Raw genomic sequence first — 18,362 nt, 5'->3', positions numbered from 1 at the left:
CCGCTTACCTCCTCATTCGGTCGAATGCATGGACGTCCACCGTGCCGCGCGCGCGGAACAGGGCAATCAGAATCGCTACCCCGACGGCCGCTTCGGCCGCCGCAACCGTTATGGTAAAGATCGAGAAGATCTGCCCCGTCAGCGCGGGCACGACCCCGTATTTGGAGAAGGCGACCAAATTCAGATTCACCGCGTTCAGCATCAGCTCTAGAGACAGCAGCACGATAATCGCGTTGCGCTTCGCCAAAGCGCCGTACAAACCGATGCAGAACAGAATGGCCGCCAATGTCAGATAGGATGGCAGCATATTAATCAGCCCCCTTCTTGGCCAGCGCGATGGCGCCGATGAACGCGACCGTCAGCAGCACCGACAGCAGCTCGAACGGTACGATATAGCCCGAGAACAGCAGCTCTCCGATCGCCATCGTGTTATCCTCCGCCACGGCGGCGGAAGGCGCCGCGTCCGGGAATTCGGTCGTGCGAATGGCGTAGAAGAACAAGCCGAACAAGCAGAGCGCGCCCACCGCGACCAGGGCCTCGTACAGCGGTCTCGCCGGCTGTCCGTCCCCGCCGCCATGCTTCGTCATCATGATGCCGAAGATCATAAGAATCGAGACGGCTCCCGCGTAGATCAGCACTTGGACGAACGCGACGAATTCCGCATCCAGCAGCACATACATGCCAGCCAGCCCAAGGAAAGCCGCCGCCATCGAGATAACCATGTGCACGACCTTCTCCAGACTGATCATGAGAACCGACCCGCCGATGATAATCGCCGCGAACGCGAAGAACGCGACGAGCTCTCCCGTTATGTCGACGTTAAACAATTATTTGGCGCCCCCTTTGCCCGGCGCTCCGATGTTGTTATTGTCCTGGCGCACAAGCGTGTTGTTGTCCGTCAGCCATTCGGCGTCCTTATACAGCTCATCCCGGCTGTAGGTCGCGAGCTCGAAGTGGTTCGTCATGACGATGGCTTCCGTCGGGCACACCTCGGTACAGAGATCGCATAGGATGCAAATTTCGAAATTGATGTCGAACGTATCAATAACCTTGCCCTTCTTCTCAGGGTCCGGATTCGGCTTGCCCGTCAGCGTAATGCAGTCCGTCGGGCAAATTCTCGCGCATTGGTTGCAGACGATGCAGAGCTCCGGAATGAAATGCTGGATGCCCCGGAAGCGGTCCGGCATCTCGATCGGGACGTCGGGATAGGAGGTCGTGACCTTGGGAGCGGTCAACGATTTGAGCGTAACGCCAAGTCCTTGCAGCAGTCCCTTTCCATTCATCGCAAAACCCCCTCATTTATTTAACGAACAGCTCCAGCCACAGCGCCGTTAGGAACACGTTCGCGATCGCGACCGGCAGCAGCACCTTCCAGCCGAGGCTCATCAGCTGGTCTATGCGGACGCGCGGGAACGTCGCCCGGATCCAGAACAGGGAGAAGACGACGAAGGCGAACTTCAGCAGAAACCAGATGATGCCCGGCACGAAGTCGAGGAACGGCGCCGGCGCGTGCCAGCCGCCGAGGAACAGCACCGTCGTCAGCGCCGCGATCGCGTAGACGTACACGTACTCCGCCAGCATGAAGAACGCGAAGCGGAAGCCGCTGTATTCGACATGATAGCCGGCGATGAGCTCCGATTCCGCCTCCGGCAGGTCGAACGGCGTACGGTTCAGCTCCGACACGGCGGCGATGAAGAATACGACGAACCCGATGATCTGCGGGAACAGGTTCCAGTGCCAGAACCAGCCGCCGTCCTGCGCCGTGACGATATCCTTGAGGTTCAAGCTGCCGCTGAGCAGGATGACGCCGACGATCGAGATGACGAGCGGCACCTCGTAGCTGATCATCTGCGCGGCCGAGCGCATGCCTCCGAGCAACGCGTACTTATTGTTGGACGCCCAGCCGCCGAGCACGATCGCGAGCGTCGTAATGCCGGACAGAGCGGCGTAATACAGCAAGCCTACGTTCAAATCGGCGAAATACAGCTTCTCCGAGTAAGGTATGACCGCCAGCACGGCGAACGATGGAATGAATGCGAGCGCGGGAGCCAGAATGAAGAGCAGGCGGTCCGCCTTGCGCGGGATCGTGTCCTCCTTGATCAGAAGCTTGAAGATGTCGGCGACCGTCTGCAGCAGGCCGAGCGGCCCGACGCGATTCGGTCCGACGCGCAGCTGCATCCAGCCGATGACCTTGCGCTCGTAATAGATCGCGTACGTGACGAAGCCCAGCACGATCAGCAGAAACACGGCAGCCCACAGGAACAGCACGAGGGCATTGCCCCATGAGAGCGGTTCGTCCAGCCATGCGCCCATCAGGCGTCCACCTCCCCAACCACGATATCAATGCCGCCGAGTATCGTAATCAAATTGGTCATCGTCTCCCCGACGAGGAGCTTGGGCAAAATTTGCAGATTCACGAACGAAGGCCGTCTGAATTTGAGCCGGTAAGGCTCCGCTTTGCCTTTGGAGACGATATGGCAGCCAATCTCTCCCCGCGGGGATTCGATGCGCACGTAGGTCTCTCCTGCCGGAGGACGAATGACGCGGGGCACCTTGCCCATCGTTTCCCCATCCTGAGGGAACTGCTCCACCGCTTGCCTCAGAATGCGAAGGCTCTGCCGGATTTCCTCCAGCCTCACCCGGTATCGGTCGTAGCAATCGCCGCTGCTGCCCACGGGCACGTCGAATTCGAACCGGTCGTACAGGCTGTAGGGCTCATCCTTGCGGAGATCCCATCTCACGCCCGTGCAGCGCAGGTTGGCGCCGGACAGCCCGTAGTCGATGGCGGTTGCGGCATCATAGCGGCCGACGCCCTTGATCCGAGCCAGAAAAATTTCGTTACCGGTTACCAGCTTGTCGTATTCCTGCAGCTTCTTCTCCATGTAAGGGATGAACTCCCGCACCTTGTCGATCCAGCCGGGAGGAGCGTCCCACTTCACGCCGCCCACCCGCATATAGTTGTAAGTCAGCCTGGCGCCGCACAGCTCGTTGAACAGGTTGATGATCGTCTCCCGGTCGCGGAACGCGTATAGGAACGGGCTCATCGCCCCGATGTCCAGCAGGTACGTGCCCCACCAGACAAGATGGCTCGCCACGCGCTGCAGCTCCATGACGATCAGCCTTAGAAACTCCGCCCGAAGCGGCACCTCGAGCCCCATCATCGTCTCGACGGCGTGAACGAGCACATAATTGTTCGTCATGGCCGATACGTAATCCATGCGGTCCGTATATGGAATGATTTGCGTAAAATTCAGGCTTTCCGCGATCTTCTCCGTGCCCCTGTGCAGATAGCCCATAACCGGCGTCGCTTCGGTGATGACTTCCCCATCCAGCTTCACCACGATCCGAAAGACGCCATGCGTGCTGGGATGCTGCGGTCCGACGTTGAGCAGCAGTTCTTCTGTCCGAATCACCGTTCGCTACACCTCCGAGTCGAGCGGTTCATAGTCTTTGCGGAGCGGATGGCCCACCCAGTCGTCAGGCATCATAATGCGTCTCAAGTCGGGATGTCCCGTAAAATGAATGCCGAGCAAATCGTAAATTTCGCGTTCGTTCCAATTCGCGGTCGACCATGTCGACGTCGCGGAGGGGATGGACGCTTCCTCCCGATCCGTCCGGAGCTTAATGGCGACATCGGCCTTGCTGTTCAACGACAACAAATGATAGACGACCTCGAGATGCGTCTCGTAATCGACGCCGGACACGTTCCGGAGATAATTGAAACGCAGCTCCGGATGATCTCGCAGCAGCGGCGCGGCCTGCGTCCAGCTCGCTTTGTCCAGTACAAGCGTCGGCATGTCGACGCTCAGCTCGTTCAGATAAGCCTCCGCGATCGCCCCCGCTCCCAGCCACTCGTTCAGCACCGAGACGACGCGGTCGAGGTCGGGCTGCCTCCGCGACGGCTCCTTCGGCGGCTCCGGTTCGGCGTTCGCCGCGGCCTCCGCCGCTTCTGCCTCGCTCTTCGCCTTGGCAGCGGCCCTCGCCGCTCTCGCCTCAGCGGCCGCCTTCAGCTTCGCCTCACGCTCCGGATCAACTGGCGCCTCGGCTTGCGGCTGTCCCTCTTCTGCCTCGGCCTTCGCCTTGGCCGCAGCCCTCGCCGCTCTCGCCTCAGCGGCCGCCTTCAGCTTCGCCTCGCGCTCCGGATCAACTGGCGCCTCGGCTTGCGGCTGTCCCTCTTCTGCCTCGGCCTTCGCCTTGGCGGCGGCCCTCGCCGCTCTCGCCTCTGCTGCCGCCTTCAGCTTGGCCTCGCGCTCCGGATCGACGGGCGCCTCGGCTTGCGGCTGGGCCTCGACCGGCTGCGCCTCCTGGGACTTCGCTGCCGCTGCCGGTTCATTCCCTTGCTCGGCTGGCCGCTCCCGCTCCGCTTCGGCGACTTGGGTCTGCTCCTCTTGCTCCTTCGGCTCCTCCGCCGCCGGCTGCAACTGCTCCGCTGCCTGCGCCGCTCCCCCGCTATCCGCCTTTGCCGCTTCCGCCGGCGCTTCCGCAGTCTCCGCCCTCACCTCTTCGGCCTGCGGCTCCGGGGTGACCGACGCTTCGCTTCCTTGCGGCTCCCCTTCTACGTGTAAGCCTTCCGGCTTCTTCTCCTCCTCGCTCATCGGCCCGTCACCCGCTTCCCGGTCTTCGCCTCGAAGCGAATTTTCTCCTGAAGCTTGTTAATGCCGTAGATGAGCGCCGCCGGATTCGGCGGGCAGCCCGGGATATATACATCGACCGGCACGATCTGGTCGACGCCTTTGATGACGGCGTACGATTTCACGTACGGACCGCCCGCCGTGGCGCAGGAGCCCATCGCGATGACCCATTTGGGCTCGGGCATCTGGTCGTACAGCCTTCGCAGCAGCGGCCCCATCTTCTTCGTCACCGTGCCCGACACGATCATGACGTCGGACTGGCGCGGCGACGTTCGGAACATGACGCCGAACCGGTCGAGATCGTAATGCGAAGCCCCTGTGCCCATCATCTCGATGGCGCAGCAGGCGAGGCCGAAGGTGAGCGGCCAGAGCGAATTGCTTCGGGCCCAGGCCTTCAGCTGCTCCAGCGTGCCCATGAACACGTTGCGTTCCAGTTCTTTGCGTTCCTCAAGCGTAATGGATCCCAGGTCCAAGCCGTTTAGTTCCATTTGAGCACCCTCTTCTTCCAAGCATATAGAAGTCCGACGAGCAGCATTCCCGCAAAAATGAACATTTCGACCAGAACAAAAAGGCCGAGCTTATTGTACGCAACGGCCCAAGGGTATAAGAAAACGGTTTCCACATCAAAGATGACAAACATAAGCGCAAACAGATAGTACCGGATGTTGAACTTGACTTGACCTTCGCCTACGGGCTCGTTGCCGCTCTCGTACGTGCTCCGCTTCGGATCGGTCGGCTTATGGGGCCTCAGCCACCGTCCGACCGTCAGCGCGACGACCGGCAGCAGAATGCCCAGCACGAGGAAAATGGCGACCACGACGTAATGGTTGACATAGTGATCCATACAATCGCCTCCGTCACAGGATGGTATGCAGGATGTCTGTACATGGTCAATTTTTCCTCACAATTATAGCAGAAGCGATTCGGACCGTCTATGACGGAGTTACCCCTGCTTGTCCGCCGTCTCCCCGGCGCTGACGGGGGTTTTGGGCGTTTTTTCGGGAAATCTGCCGTCCTCCGCGCTCTTCTTGTCGAACAGCCTGGCGACGGCGAGCAGCGACAGCGGGAGGATCACTCCCTGCAGGACCGCGTATACCGACCACACCTCCAGAGCGAACGTGCCCGCATGGATGCTGTTGCGGTAAACGATCAGCGACAGGGGCACGATAAGCAGGCACATCGGGAATACAAGGGAGCGATACGTCCTCAGCTTCAGCATTTGCGATAGCATGACGACAAGCGAATACACCGTAATGGCCAGCTTCGTGAAGACGGTGCCGATCCACACCATCGCGACCAAAATTTCGACCCGCACGAGAATTTCTTCGATATTGATGCTCTTGGCCATCTCGTAGACGGAGAACGGACTTCTCATCGCTTCTTCGACCCCAAGCACGGACACGATCAGAAACGAGATGATGACGCCGACACCGCCGCTCAGGAGCACGGACCAGCCGATCATTCGTTTCAGCTTCGTCCGTTCCTCGTCCTTGATCATCGGCAGAATAGCCGTCAGGAATACGCATTCCGCAAGGGGGAACCCCAGGACCGGATAGATGCCTTTGACCGGGCCGCTCCAGCCGTTGTACAGCATCGGAAGCAAGTTGTCCGCATGCATTTGGTTGATCAGCGTGAACGAGATGAGCCCGATAATGAACAGCGTCCAGGCAAACAGAATTTCCCCGGTGCGGGCGATCGTCTCCACTCCCAAAAAGACGGCATAAGCGATACTGATCATAAACGTGCCGCCGATAAACCAATCCGGTGTCTGGGGAAGCACCGATTTCGACAAAAAATCGGTGACGTTATTCAGCACCAGCCCTCCAAGCAGGGCGAAAAAAAACACAAACGTCAGGGTCACGGCTTTGCCCAGCCAAACCCCGGCGATCTTCTCCGCGTACTGGGCGAGCGTCATCTTCGGGAACCGCTTATGTAGCAGGAGATAAATATAGATGAACGCGTAATGGAACGGAATGACGAGCAGCATCGAAATCCAGCTGTCCTGCTTCGCGATCGACACGACGGCGGTTGGCAGCAGCAGCGCCGCGCTTCCGATGCTGAACAAGAAAAGCAGCTTCGACAGCTGACCCGAAGTAATGGTTCCGTTGGCGGCTCCGGTTCCTTTGGTCATATCGTTATCCCCCCTTTATCCAAGCAACGATCGGTTTGTACAAAGGAGCGGTAATGGCGGCGACCCAATCCGTCGGCGGCGACATCGGAAGGTGCAGGAGCTTCGCGACGATGACCGCGATTGCCCCCCAGAGGAACACAATCGCCCATACCCCTTCCTTGATTTGCTGTCTTTTTTTATTTTGGTGCCACAACAAGATTGACATGGCTCCGGCGAACAGTACACAGGCGATGATTGGCCCCACGCGCTTCCCTCACTTCGCAATGGAATTGGACCTGATCCCCATGGATTGGATCCGGCTAATGCATTCAAGCTCGTATGGGACGTTCGGGAATACGTCGTTCCAATTCCCGGATATTCGTTTCCACATGGCCGGCTGGTCTTGATAGACTTCTCTCCCCCAGCCGAGCGCGTCGCTTCTCAGCTTCTTCTGCAAGGCGCCTATGGCTGCGTCTAGCTCCGCCTCCACCGCTTGATTGACGGCCAGCTCGACTTCGCGGAACGAGCTCTCGTCATGAACGTTGAAGTCCTGGCAGGTCAGCTCGTGGATGCTGGCCTCCATGCGAACCTGCACATGCACGAGCGGGGTATCGCTGCTTTGCGGAGACTGCCGGACTTTCGTGCGGGTATCGGAGTCAAAAATTTCGACTATATAGTGACCGTCCGTTCGCGGGCAGCTCAGCTTCAGCACGGAGCTCTTGATCCGATTCCGCAGAAAGACGTACCCTCTTGATTCCTTCGGAGTCAGATACCCGGCGAGCTCGCCATCGCGGAAGATGGCCATCGTCGTCAGCTCCGGTATGACGTCCGGCTTGATCTGGGTCACGTTGTTATCCTTATTGCCCGCTTCCGGCATCCCTTCCACCCCTATGGCAGGCACCGCCGCTTCCTTCAGATGGGAGTCGGCCATGCGGACGATGTCCCGTACGAGCACGCTGAATACCTGTCCATGAGCTTTCTCGTTCACTTCGATCGCTTCTTTCATCTGATTGGCCGGAACCGCCTCCATCTGCGTTCGGATCTCCAGCAATTGCTCCGCCCTCAATCCCCTCGCGATGACGACGCTGATGTCGGACCGGATGTCCGCGTTGCGGTCGATGAGATCAAGCAGCGGGTACAAATCTTTTTTGGCCGTATTCTCATGGATGGCCAGCAGCTGCATGTGCGAGAAGAACAATCGTCTCGACGTCTTCGCCGACATTTTCCGAATCGCCTCGAACAGCGTATCGCCCTTCTCGCTGATCGTCATGACCGGGCTGCCGTTGCCCGACTGATCGCCTGGCGAGGCATTCCGGGGAAGAACGACCTGCACCGTCACCTGGTAGCGAAACTTCCCTTTCGGATCGTCGTCGACGCCTACCGCCAGCACGACGCCGAGCTGATCCAAATATTGAATGTCCCAGCACGCGGAGAGCGGCGCGCAGGCCGCCATCAACAGGACAAGGAGCATTAGCCTGACAAGTCTCGCCCGGAGTTTGCCTGGTCCAATTCCAGCCGCGCGTCTCATTGGGAGGGCTCCTTCCGTGGCTTCAGCTTCGTGCTCTGGCGGATGTTGTCGTCTTCGGCCGCTTTCTGCGGTCTCTGCTTCATGAGCCACATCGGCACGCGAATCAGGGAATCCTTCATGTCCTTCCAATAGAAAGGCGCGAACGGCTTCAGATATGGCACGCCGAAGGAGCGGATATTGCTTAGATGCAGCAGAATAACGAGCGTCACGAGCGCGATGCCGTAGAAGCCGAGGGTCGAAGCGGCGAACAGCAGGAAAAACCGGAGCAGCCTTGCCGCGATGCCCAAGTTATAGATCGGCGACACGAAGCTGGCGATCGCCGTGAAGGAGACGACGATAACGACGGCCGAGGATACGATGCCGGCTTCCACGACCGACTGGCCGATGACCAAACCGCCGACGATCGACACGGCGCTGCCGGCGGCGCTCGGCATTCGGAGTACGGCTTCGCGCAATATTTCGAACACGAACTCCATCAGGAACGCCTCCAGATAAGCGGGGAACGGCACGCCCTCGCGTTGCGCCGCGAGCTTGAGCAGCAGCTGCGTCGGAATCATCTCCTGATGGTAGCCGATAATGGCCACGTAGACCGACGGCATTAAGAGAGCGATGACAAAGGAGACAAATCGAAGCATCCGCAGGAACGTCGCCATTTGGAAGGTCTGGTAATAATCCTCCGCCGCCTGGAAGAACGCGTTAAGCGACACCGGCAGGATCAGCGCGAAGGGCGTGCCGTCCACGAGCAGCGCGATTCTGCCTTCCAGGAGCGCGGCCGCCACGACGTCCGGACGCTCGCTGTACATAATCGTAGGGAACGGCGACCACTTCTGGTCGCTGATCATTTCCTCGATATAATTGGTTTCCAGAATGCCGTCGATCTTGATCGCCTGCAGCCTGTCGCGCAAATCCTCGATGATCTCTTCGCCGGCGAGCCCTTGAATGTACATGATCGCCACCGGCGTCTGCGTGATTTCTCCTACCTTATGCTGTTCCAGCCAGAGCTTGGGGCTCCGGATTTTGCGCCGGACCATCATGGAGTTCACGCGGATGGATTCCGTGAATCCCTCGCGAGGGCCTCGTATGGTCATCTCCGTCTTCGGATCGTCGACTCCCCTGCTTGCTCCTCCCACGATATGAGCGGAAATGCCTTGCTCTTGGCCTTCCATCAGCACGATCGCGTAACCCAGGAACAGCTTCTCGAACAAGTCCTTGAAGGTCTTAAGCTCCGATACGATGCCTATGGCAAGCAACTTGTCCTTCATCCGGACATAATCCTTCTCCGGCTCTTCGCCCGACAGCATATCCTCCTGCATGGTCTGGATAATAAACTCGTCGAGCCTCGTATCGTCGATCATGGCTTGAATGTAGACGACCGCTATCGTCTTGGCGCTGCTCGGCTCGCTGCCGCCGAACTCCCTTACGATAAGGTCTGCGCTCTGCCCCAGCTCCTCTTGAAGCCGTTCCGTCATGGAAGCGAGGCTGGGGTCGATCGGCATTTCTTCGTAGACGCTCATCTGCTGCGCCTCGTGCTGCCGCGCCATTGGGGATTCGCGTTGTCCGCCGGCTTTCGGTTTCAGCGTTTTGGTTTTACCTTGCGGGAACATGGGCGGCAGCCTCCTTTTTACTGGGCTAAGATCACTCCTTAGGGTAGCTCTTCCATGGGTAAATTATGTATGGCTCTTATGGAATAACGTCAGTTATTCCGCTTTTTTTCGAGGCATAGTTTCTAAAACATCAAAAAAAGCCAAGCCCGCTTAAGGGGGCCTGGCCATTCCTTCGAATTGTACATGGATGATTGCATGATTAGCGTACCATTAACGAATGCGGCTCTCCGTCAGTTTGAATTGCCCCACCATCTGATGCATCAGAGTCGTAATCCATTCCACGTTCTGAGACGTCTGCTGGACATTCTTCATCTCGTCGATCAGCTCGTTCATCCGGCTCTCCACTTCGCCGGACACCTTCCGGTTCTCGCGGCTGACCAAAGCGATATTCTCGAGCAGCTGCACGACGGCGTCGACAACCTCCGACTTTCTCGCGTCTTGAGTATGGGCCGCGGATAGCGTGGCTCTGGCGGCGGCCACGTACTGATTGCCCTCTTCGACAACCTGCGTGCCTTCATCCATGGATGCGTATGCCCGTTCCGCCTCCCGATAAATTTTTTGCGTAATGGCGTGTACTTCCTCCGTCGACTCCTTCGTGCTGCTTGCGAGCTTACGGATTTCGCTTGCGACTACGGCGAACCCTCGTCCCTGCTCGCCTACGCGGGCCGCTTCGATCGAAGCGTTAAGCGCCAGCAGATTCGTCTGGGAGGATATTTGTTCGATGACCTGCAGCACGTTTTGAATGTCCTGGACCGTCGCCATGAAGGAGCGAATCGTTTGGTTCGTTTCGCCTACCTTGCTCGAGATATGTCCCATTTTATCGCCGATGCGCTCCACTTCCTTCTGCGCCATAACGATTTGCCCGGCGGCTTGCTCCTCCAGTCTAAGCAGAGTCTCTCGCATCGTATCCGCGGTTTCCTTGGCCATGTCGATGTCCTTCAACTGCAGGCGGATGCTCCCGATCATCTCGGATATTTGGCCGCTGACTCTGCCCGTCGAACGGGAGGTGGCGTTCGCCGAATCGTTAAGCGCCCGCTGGCTGGCCGTGACATCGGATGCGGCGGCCCTCACTTGCAGCATGATGCCTTCGAGGGAATCCATCATATTGTTCAGCCACTTGGCCATGTCCTTCACTTCATCGTTATCGAACGAGCCGAGAGGGAGACGCTTGGTCAGGTCGCCCTTCCCTTCCGCGTTCATGCGGATGAACCTTGTCACGTCACGTATATGAGTTACGACGCGATGGTCTTCTTTTTTCTTGAAAAACCCGATCACGCCGAGGCCGAATAACAGATTAAAGCCGCCTGCTGCCAGCCCGATCGCCCAGACCGGAGCTTGCATGGCTACGAACGTCACGAGAATCGCCAGAAGCGCGCTTGCCGTTATCGTCGTCAGAACATGCAGCCTGCGCTGACGGTATTTGAGGCTTCGCAGCCTGTACACCTCTTCGAGATCGCCCTCGCACATCATGCCCCACTTGTCCGGACAATGCGGCAGCCGGAAGGTAACGCCCTTCCCGATTACGGGAATATGCCGATAATCGGAGTACCCGGGAAATTCAACGAAGCAATTGCTTCCGTTACGAATGGTGTTCGCCACGCCCGGATGAAGCTCGCCCGTCGCCGGATCCGTGAAGAGCAGCTCCAGCTCGGTATGCTCCTTCACCGTCACCATTCCCCATTCGGTCTTGACGCCGTCCTTCAGATTCTCGCCGTGGGTGAACGTATGATCCTCGAACCGGCTGCGGGATAGCGCCGTTCCCGGTTTGATGCGCTTGTTCAATACCGGCTCGGCCATGAACAGGTAGTTGTCCCCGGAATCCGGATAGATATGACCCGATTCCCGTTGGATTAGATCGCCGAGGCAATCGTTCGGCACGCGGCCGCATACGAAGCCCGCTATATCTCCGCTTTGCTTCACCGGTGCAACGAACAGAAGCGTAACGGCGTCATGAAACGAGGAGGTTCTTGCGCCAAGCCGCAGCGTGACCGGATCGCGATACGGACCGAACAAGCAGTTTCGCCCTTCGATGCCCTCTCCCGCATATTGCATGGCTTCATGCAATATGCTGTCCGCGCCATACTTTTCGCCTAGATGGGATTCATGCGTTGTCGCCGCAACGCTTCCGTCCCTATCCAAATAGAAAAGCTCCGTCATATCGGTTGCCCTGTTGTACGTGCTTCTCAGTAAGGCTTCGATCCGCGCCTTCTGCACAGTAACAGAGTGTTCGACGCTGGCCGATCCCTTAGAAGACTTGGACGCGATCGGCATCTTCAACGGTTCTTGCGAATGAGGCAATTCCGGCTTCAGAGCAGCTTCCACTTCCGCGCGCAGCCGTTCCATCAAGGTCCAGTTGTCGCTTGCCCAGCTGAGCAGCAGCTCCTTGCGCGTCTCCGCGAAGCCTTCAAACGTCGATTCCACGTCTTCCTTCCAATCCTTGTTCAACTGCCACGATACCCAAAGCGGAAAACCTGTTTTCATGCCCAGCCAATCAAACACAAGCATCTCCCCACTCTCTTCGACAATTCTCTCTCTCTTTTGATGTTAACTATTCTAACATAAGTCTTTAGTAATGGGTAAAAATATTTATTCGCGACCAGCAACGAAATAACGGACATTGTACCCTTATTTCGAGCTAACTTTCCCTTTTTCCGAGAATAGAGGCGATTCTACCGTTATTTCAGCCTATATTGCCCGGTCAGTCACCAGCCCTAAAAATTAACGGTACTATTGCCGCTATTCCTGACCAATCGAATAAATCCATGCAAATAACTCCGAAAATGCCGCTATTCCCGATCGAACCAAAGCCAGCAAATAGGATGCCGCGCCCGAGAGCGGGATGCCCTCCTGTCGATATCCAGTAGCAACACGAGATGTCGCTACCGCTTAGCTAGACGCGCACACAACAAAAAAAGGCATCCCGGCTGTTAAGCCTGCGGATGCCTTCTTCTTATTATTCGATTAACGCTTCGAGACGTTCAGACGATTCATCGCGCGCTGAAGCGCTAGCTCGGCGCGACGGAAATCGACTTCATCTTGTCTTGCGCCTAGGCGCTGCTGAGCGCGTTGCTTGGCAGCCTCGGCACGATCCACGTTAATGTCTCTCGCCAACTCAGCGCTTTCGGCTAGGATGACGACTTTGTCCTTGCGGACTTCGATAAAGCCGCCGTTCACGGCTACGACATCGACTTGGCCATTGCGCTTGATTGTAACCGGAGCGATGCGAAGAGGCGTTACAAGCGGAATGTGGTTCGGCAGGATGCCGAGCTCGCCTTCCACTCCCGTTACGCTAACCATGTTCGCCGTCTCTTCGTACACCTTGCGCTCAGGCGTTACGATTTCTACCTGAAAGGTACTCATGTGGATTCCTCCCGCCTTCCGCTATTAAAGCGTTTCGGCTTTCTTCACGGCGTCTTCGATGACTCCTACGTAACGGAATGCTTCTTCCGGAAGATGATCGTATTTGCCTTCGAGAATTTCCTTGAAGCTGCGAACGGATTCCTTAACAGGAACATAGATACCTTTGTTGCCTGTGAAAGGCTCGGCTACGTGGAACGGTTGGGACAGGAACAGCTGGATGCGGCGCGCGCGGCCAACCGTTACTTTGTCTTCTTCGCTCAGCTCGTCCATACCGAGGATCGCGATAATATCTTGAAGCTCTTTGTAGCGCTGAAGAATTTTCTTCACGCCTTGAGCTACGTTGTAGTGCTCTTCACCCAGAACCTCAGGCGACAGGATACGAGAAGAGGACGCCAGCGGGTCAACCGCAGGGAAGATACCCATCTCGGAAATTTTACGCTCAAGGTTCGTCGTTGCGTCAAGGTGAGCAAACGCCGTAGCAGGAGCCGGATCCGTGTAGTCGTCCGCAGGAACGTAGATCGCCTGGATCGATGTAACGGAGCCTTTCTTCGTGGAAGTGATACGCTCTTGAAGCTGACCCATCTCGGTTGCCAGCGTCGGCTGGTAACCTACCGCGGAAGGCATACGTCCCAGAAGGGCCGAAACCTCGGAGCCCGCTTGCGTGAAGCGGAAGATGTTGTCGACGAACAGAAGAACGTCGCGGCCTTCTTCGTCGCGGAAGAATTCAGCCATTGTCAGACCCGTCAAAGCAACGCGCGCGCGCGCGCCCGGCGGTTCGTTCATCTGACCGAATACCATCGCGGTTTTGCTAAGTACGCCGGAGTCTTTCATCTCGTGGTACAAGTCGTTACCTTCGCGCGTACGCTCGCCTACGCCGGCGAATACGGAGATACCGCCATGCTCCTGAGCGATGTTGTTGATCAGCTCTTGGATCGTTACCGTCTTACCTACGCCGGCGCCGCCGAACAGGCCGATTTTGCCGCCTTTGGTGTATGGCGCGAGCAAGTCGATAACTTTAATTCCTGTTTCCAGGATTTCCGCTTGCGTCGACAATTCGTCGAACGCCGGAGCGGAACGGTGAATCGGAAGATTCACTTCGGATGTTACGTCGCCAGCTTCGTCGATTGGCTCGCCCAGTACGTTGAATACGCGACCAAGCGTCGGAGCGCCGACAGGGATTGTGATAGGAGCTCCAGTATCAACGGCCTCCATGCCGCGAACCAGACCGTCCGTCGTGCTCATCGCGATTGCGCGCACCATGTTGTCGCCAAGGTGAACGGCAACTTCAAGCGTAAGGTTAATGTCGACACCGCCGTTTGTGGCCTTCTGGTCGATCTTGACGGCGTTCAGAATCTCCGGCAGATTGCCGCGTTCGAACTCCAAGTCGACGACTGGACCCATGACGGATACAACGCGTCCTTTTTTCATTGCTTTCCCTCCTGCTTCCTTCTTATATGCTGAATATGAAATTACGATTGTGCGTTAGCACCCGCAACGATCTCGGTAATCTCTTGCGTGATCGCCGCTTGACGCGCCCGGTTGTATGTGAGCGTCAATTGGTTGATCATCTTCGTGGCGTTCTTCGTCGCGCTGCCCATGGCCGTCATACGCGCGCCGAATTCGGAAGCCTTGCCGTCAAGCACGGCGCTGTAGATCAGCGTTTCCGCGTACTTCGGCAGAAGCACCTCCAGCACGCCTTCCGGCGACGGCTCGTATTCGTAAGACGCTACCGATGTTCCTCCGCTGATTTCCTCGAGAGGCAGCAAGCGGATTTCCGATGGAATTTGGGTAATCGCGTTTACGAACTTGTTGTAGACCAGGTAAAGCTCGTCATAGGCGCCCTCCGAGAACATCTTCACGGCGGCGGAAGCGACCGACTTGATGTCGGCGAACTGCGGAGAATCCGACAGTCCGATCACTTCTTCGATGATCGGCATGTTGCGGCGCTTGAAGTAATCGCGGCCTTTGCGTCCGATAACGAACAGAGCGTACTCGTCCGCGGATTTATGCTTTTCCTTGATGGTTTGCGTCACTTTGCGCAAGACGTTCGCATTGTAACCGCCAGCTAGACCACGATCGGAGGTAATAACCAGATACCCGGTCTTCTTGATCGGACGGGATTCCAGCATCGGATGCTTGACATCCTTGGTGCCCGCCGCGATGCTCGCGACTACCTCTTTCAGCTTATCCGCGTAAGGACGGGATTGCGTCGCCGCCTCTTGCGCTCTTCTAAGCTTCGATGCGGCAACCATCTCCATCGCTTTCGTGATCTGCTTCATGTTCTGTTTGCTTTTGATCTCGCGTTTAATATCGCGCATGCCTTTTGCCATTTCGTTTCACCCGCCTTCGAGTGCCCCGAAGCGATTCGGGGCGTGGTAAGGGTCTACGCCCGGACGGTGGCGCCGAGCGTAGGAAGTCTATTCTGCAGCCCATTCGATAGATTCAGCGGGACGGCCTAACGCCGCCCTGCGCTTCTCTCGATCTTAGGCGAAGCTTTTCTTGAATGTTTGGATCGCTGCCACGAGAGCTTTCTCGTTGTCCGCTACCAAGTCTTTGGTGTCGCGGATGGAAGCGCCGATTTCCGGATGGTTGGAATCCAGGAACGCCAGGAACTCCTTCTCGAAGCGGCCGATCTTCTCGATCGCCACGTCGTCCAGGTGGCCTTTAACCGCTGTGTAGATCGAGATGACTTGCTTCTCGACCGGCATCGGCATGTTAACGCCCTGCTTCAGGATTTCCATTGTGCGCGCGCCGCGGTTCAGACGAGCCTGAGTCGACTTGTCGAGGTCGGAGCCGAACTGAGCGAACGCTTGAAGCTCGCGGTATGCCGCAAGGTCCAGACGGAGCGTGCCGGCAACCTTCTTCATCGCTTTGATCTGCGCGGAACCGCCTACGCGGGATACGGAGATACCGACGTTAACCGCCGGACGTTGGCCGGAGTAGAACAGGTCGGACTCGAGGAAGATCTGACCGTCCGTGATCGAGATCACGTTCGTAGGGATGTACGCCGATACGTCGGATGCTTGCGTCTCGATGAACGGCAGAGCTGTGATGGAGCCGCCGCCGAGCTTGTCGCTCAGCTTAGCCGCGCGCTCCAGCAAGCGGGAATGCAGGTAGAATACGTCGCCCGGATAAGCCTCGCGGCCCGGAGGACGGCGGAGAAGCAAGGACAATTCGCGGTATGCCGCGGCTTGCTTCGACAAGTCGTCGTATACGATCAGGACGTGCTCGCCTTTGTACATGAAGTACTCGGCCATGGATACGCCCGCGTAAGGAGCCAAGAACAACAGCGGAGCTGGCTCGGAAGCGCTCGCCGTTACGACGATTGTGTATTCCATCGCGCCGTGGCGGCGAAGGGTTTCCACAACGTTGGCTACCGTGGATTGCTTTTGGCCGATTGCGACGTAAATACATTTTACGCCGTTGCCTTTTTGGTTGATGATCGCGTCGATCGCGATCGCCGTTTTACCTGTTTGACGGTCGCCGATGATCAGCTCGCGTTGTCCGCGGCCGATTGGCACCATCGCGTCGATGGCTTTGATACCCGTCTGCATTGGCTCGTGAACCGATTTACGGTCGATAACGCCAGGAGCCGGGGATTCAACCGGACGAGTTTGAGTCGTGTTAGTCGGACCTTTGCCGTCAACCGGCTGGCCCAGCGGGTTAACGACGCGGCCCAGAAGCTCGTCGCCAACAGGTACTTCCATGATGCGGCCCGTGCGTTTCACTTGGTCGCCTTCGCGAATGTCCGTGTAAGGACCGAGGATAACGACACCTACGTTGCTTTCCTCGAGGTTGAGCGCCATGCCGACAACACCGTTCGCGAATTCGAGCAGCTCGCCTTGCATCGCGTTCTCAAGGCCGTGTACGCGAGCGATACCGTCACCGACGTTGATGACCGTGCCGACGTCTACGACTTGAATCTCGGATTTATATTGTTCGATCTGTTGTTTAATCAGCGTGCTGATTTCATCAGGTCTGATACTCAATTCGTTCACCCCTATCTACAGTGCTTTGGAATTTAAGGATTTTTGTAAACGTTCCAGCTTGCCGGACAAGCTTCCGTCGTACAGACGGTCGCCGATGCGGACTTGAATGCCGCCAAGCAGCGCTGGCTCGACAATTTGCTGTGCAATGATTTTCTTGCCCGTGATGCTTCCGAATTGCTCCGCTACTCCCGCGAGCTCGGCGTCGGACAGCTTCTGCGCGGTGTATACCGTCGCATGCGCTTGACCCAGCACGTCTCCCGCGATTTTCGTGTAGGCTTCGTATACGTCGCCGATCAGCTCTTGACGGCCGCGCGATACGAGAACCTTCAGCGTGTCCAGTACGAGTCCCGACACTTTGTCGCCGAATGCCGATTTCAGCACGTCGATCTTGGATGCCGGAGCAACGCTAGGCAAGGAAAGAAATTTCCCGATTTGCGGGTCTTGGTTCAGGGCTTCGGAGATCAGCTTCAGCTGGCCTTCCACTTCCGAAACGAGACCTTCGCCGGAAGCAAGCTCGAACAAGGCTTTTGCGTAGCGCTTCGCTACTACCGTGTCGCGGCTCATTTGCTTCCTACCTCTTTCAGGTATTGATCAACCAGCTGCTCTTGCGATTTCTCGTCCACTTGCTTCTCGATGATCTTGGAAGCGATTTGGACGGAGATGCCGCCAACCTCTGTGCGGAGCGCTGCGATCGCTTTGTTCTTTTCGCTTTCGATATCCTTCAAAGCGTCGTCCTTCAGGCGGGACGCTTCGTTTCTAGCGGATTGAACGATTTCGTCCGCTTGCTTCGTGCTAGTCGTTCTTGCTTGCTCGATAATGGCGTAAGCTTCTTTGCGCGCTTGCTCGAGCGCCGCCTTCTGCTCTTCCATCGATGTCTCTGCTGCTTTGCGGCTAGTCTCCGCCGTGCTCATCTGCTGTTGGATCAGCTGTCTGCGCTGCTCCATGATCGAGAACAACGGGCCAAAAGCGTATTTGTTCAACAGCCAGTACAAGATCAGAAACGCCGCGATCGCGAATACCGTCGATTCCCATACAAAATCCATTGTGCCACTCCTTCCTACCAACTTTATAGAGGTAGTTCAAAAAGCCCGATTTTGATCACGAAGTTATTCATGAAGCATACTCGGCATCGAATCTTGA

Annotated in this window: 19 protein-coding genes; all 19 read right to left on the bottom strand. The window is 57.2% G+C overall.

Annotated features, from left to right (window positions below; genetic code table 11):
* Window positions 1-4 precede the first annotated feature (4 nt).
* Window positions 5-307 (bottom strand): NADH-quinone oxidoreductase subunit NuoK, encoded by a 303-nt coding sequence (gene nuoK, locus NQZ67_RS26715; protein ID WP_257452007.1) that lies wholly within the window; start codon window positions 305-307, stop codon window positions 5-7.
* 1 nt (window position 308) lies between these two features.
* Entirely contained in the window at window positions 309-827 is a 519-nt protein-coding gene (locus NQZ67_RS26710) for an NADH-quinone oxidoreductase subunit J (RefSeq protein WP_257452005.1), read from the bottom strand.
* Window positions 828-1,283 (bottom strand): NADH-quinone oxidoreductase subunit NuoI, encoded by a 456-nt coding sequence (nuoI, locus tag NQZ67_RS26705; RefSeq protein WP_257452003.1) that lies wholly within the window; start codon window positions 1,281-1,283, stop codon window positions 828-830.
* Window positions 1,284-1,299: 16 nt separating this feature from the next.
* On the bottom strand, window positions 1,300-2,313 hold the full coding sequence (gene nuoH, locus NQZ67_RS26700; protein ID WP_257452002.1) for an NADH-quinone oxidoreductase subunit NuoH: 1,014 nt from the start codon (window positions 2,311-2,313) through the stop codon (window positions 1,300-1,302).
* Window positions 2,313-3,413 carry an NADH-quinone oxidoreductase subunit D gene (locus NQZ67_RS26695; RefSeq protein ID WP_257452000.1) on the bottom strand — a complete coding sequence of 367 codons (1,101 nt, stop codon included), beginning with the start codon at window positions 3,411-3,413 and terminating at the stop codon, window positions 2,313-2,315. Before NQZ67_RS26695 ends, nuoH begins: the two co-directional genes overlap by 1 nt.
* A gap of 6 nt (window positions 3,414-3,419) precedes the next feature.
* Window positions 3,420-4,595 (bottom strand): NADH-quinone oxidoreductase subunit C, encoded by a 1,176-nt coding sequence (locus NQZ67_RS26690; protein ID WP_257451998.1) that lies wholly within the window; start codon window positions 4,593-4,595, stop codon window positions 3,420-3,422.
* Window positions 4,592-5,119, bottom strand: coding sequence for a NuoB/complex I 20 kDa subunit family protein (locus NQZ67_RS26685; protein ID WP_257451996.1), 528 nt, complete (start codon window positions 5,117-5,119; stop codon window positions 4,592-4,594). Before NQZ67_RS26685 ends, NQZ67_RS26690 begins: the two co-directional genes overlap by 4 nt.
* Entirely contained in the window at window positions 5,110-5,475 is a 366-nt protein-coding gene (locus NQZ67_RS26680) for an NADH-quinone oxidoreductase subunit A (RefSeq protein ID WP_257451993.1), read from the bottom strand. Before NQZ67_RS26680 ends, NQZ67_RS26685 begins: the two co-directional genes overlap by 10 nt.
* Window positions 5,476-5,574: 99 nt before the next feature.
* Window positions 5,575-6,762 (bottom strand): GerAB/ArcD/ProY family transporter, encoded by a 1,188-nt coding sequence (locus NQZ67_RS26675; RefSeq protein ID WP_257451990.1) that lies wholly within the window; start codon window positions 6,760-6,762, stop codon window positions 5,575-5,577.
* Between the two features lie 4 nt (window positions 6,763-6,766).
* Window positions 6,767-6,958 (bottom strand): hypothetical protein, encoded by a 192-nt coding sequence (locus tag NQZ67_RS26670; protein WP_257451989.1) that lies wholly within the window; start codon window positions 6,956-6,958, stop codon window positions 6,767-6,769.
* 57 nt (window positions 6,959-7,015) lie between these two features.
* Complete coding sequence (locus NQZ67_RS26665) at window positions 7,016-8,269, bottom strand: Ger(x)C family spore germination protein (RefSeq protein ID WP_257451988.1); 1,254 nt, start codon at window positions 8,267-8,269, stop codon at window positions 7,016-7,018.
* A complete protein-coding gene (locus tag NQZ67_RS26660; RefSeq protein ID WP_257451987.1) occupies window positions 8,266-9,873 on the bottom strand; it encodes a spore germination protein in 1,608 nt (535 codons plus the stop codon). The genes NQZ67_RS26665 and NQZ67_RS26660 overlap by 4 nt, the downstream gene beginning before the upstream one ends.
* Before the next feature lie 210 nt (window positions 9,874-10,083).
* Window positions 10,084-12,378 (bottom strand): methyl-accepting chemotaxis protein, encoded by a 2,295-nt coding sequence (locus NQZ67_RS26655; protein WP_257451986.1) that lies wholly within the window; start codon window positions 12,376-12,378, stop codon window positions 10,084-10,086.
* Between the two features lie 456 nt (window positions 12,379-12,834).
* Window positions 12,835-13,233 (bottom strand): F0F1 ATP synthase subunit epsilon, encoded by a 399-nt coding sequence (locus NQZ67_RS26650; protein WP_257451985.1) that lies wholly within the window; start codon window positions 13,231-13,233, stop codon window positions 12,835-12,837.
* Window positions 13,234-13,257: 24 nt separating this feature from the next.
* Window positions 13,258-14,661 (bottom strand): F0F1 ATP synthase subunit beta, encoded by a 1,404-nt coding sequence (gene atpD / locus NQZ67_RS26645; RefSeq protein WP_257451984.1) that lies wholly within the window; start codon window positions 14,659-14,661, stop codon window positions 13,258-13,260.
* Between the two features lie 41 nt (window positions 14,662-14,702).
* Complete coding sequence (gene atpG / locus NQZ67_RS26640; RefSeq protein WP_257451983.1) at window positions 14,703-15,563, bottom strand: ATP synthase F1 subunit gamma; 861 nt, start codon at window positions 15,561-15,563, stop codon at window positions 14,703-14,705.
* A gap of 153 nt (window positions 15,564-15,716) precedes the next feature.
* Entirely contained in the window at window positions 15,717-17,222 is a 1,506-nt protein-coding gene (atpA, locus tag NQZ67_RS26635; protein ID WP_257451981.1) for a F0F1 ATP synthase subunit alpha, read from the bottom strand.
* A 15-nt stretch (window positions 17,223-17,237) separates the two neighbouring features.
* Window positions 17,238-17,786 (bottom strand): F0F1 ATP synthase subunit delta, encoded by a 549-nt coding sequence (locus NQZ67_RS26630; RefSeq protein WP_257451979.1) that lies wholly within the window; start codon window positions 17,784-17,786, stop codon window positions 17,238-17,240.
* Window positions 17,783-18,265 carry a F0F1 ATP synthase subunit B gene (gene atpF / locus NQZ67_RS26625; protein WP_257451977.1) on the bottom strand — a complete coding sequence of 161 codons (483 nt, stop codon included), beginning with the start codon at window positions 18,263-18,265 and terminating at the stop codon, window positions 17,783-17,785. Before atpF ends, NQZ67_RS26630 begins: the two co-directional genes overlap by 4 nt.
* Between the last annotated feature and the right edge of the window lie 97 nt (window positions 18,266-18,362).

This window comes from Paenibacillus soyae (genome assembly GCF_024623455.1).
Taxonomy (GTDB): domain Bacteria; phylum Bacillota; class Bacilli; order Paenibacillales; family Paenibacillaceae; genus Pristimantibacillus; species Pristimantibacillus soyae.
Note: the sequence above shows the minus strand (reverse complement) of the source record. Positions and strands in the feature narration are given on the sequence as shown.

Coding starts and splice junctions, on each gene's coding strand:
- nuoK (WP_257452007.1), bottom strand. CDS start 307: ATGCTGCCATCCTATCTGACATTGGCGGCCATTCTGTTCTGCATCGGT.
- nuoI (WP_257452003.1), bottom strand. CDS start 1,283: ATGAATGGAAAGGGACTGCTGCAAGGACTTGGCGTTACGCTCAAATCG.
- nuoH (WP_257452002.1), bottom strand. CDS start 2,313: ATGGGCGCATGGCTGGACGAACCGCTCTCATGGGGCAATGCCCTCGTG.
- NQZ67_RS26690 (WP_257451998.1), bottom strand. CDS start 4,595: ATGAGCGAGGAGGAGAAGAAGCCGGAAGGCTTACACGTAGAAGGGGAG.
- NQZ67_RS26685 (WP_257451996.1), bottom strand. CDS start 5,119: ATGGAACTAAACGGCTTGGACCTGGGATCCATTACGCTTGAGGAACGC.
- NQZ67_RS26680 (WP_257451993.1), bottom strand. CDS start 5,475: ATGGATCACTATGTCAACCATTACGTCGTGGTCGCCATTTTCCTCGTG.
- NQZ67_RS26675 (WP_257451990.1), bottom strand. CDS start 6,762: ATGACCAAAGGAACCGGAGCCGCCAACGGAACCATTACTTCGGGTCAG.
- NQZ67_RS26665 (WP_257451988.1), bottom strand. CDS start 8,269: ATGAGACGCGCGGCTGGAATTGGACCAGGCAAACTCCGGGCGAGACTT.
- NQZ67_RS26660 (WP_257451987.1), bottom strand. CDS start 9,873: ATGTTCCCGCAAGGTAAAACCAAAACGCTGAAACCGAAAGCCGGCGGA.
- NQZ67_RS26655 (WP_257451986.1), bottom strand. CDS start 12,378: ATGCTTGTGTTTGATTGGCTGGGCATGAAAACAGGTTTTCCGCTTTGG.
- NQZ67_RS26650 (WP_257451985.1), bottom strand. CDS start 13,233: ATGAGTACCTTTCAGGTAGAAATCGTAACGCCTGAGCGCAAGGTGTAC.
- atpD (WP_257451984.1), bottom strand. CDS start 14,661: ATGAAAAAAGGACGCGTTGTATCCGTCATGGGTCCAGTCGTCGACTTG.
- atpG (WP_257451983.1), bottom strand. CDS start 15,563: ATGGCAAAAGGCATGCGCGATATTAAACGCGAGATCAAAAGCAAACAG.
- NQZ67_RS26630 (WP_257451979.1), bottom strand. CDS start 17,786: ATGAGCCGCGACACGGTAGTAGCGAAGCGCTACGCAAAAGCCTTGTTC.
- atpF (WP_257451977.1), bottom strand. CDS start 18,265: ATGGATTTTGTATGGGAATCGACGGTATTCGCGATCGCGGCGTTTCTG.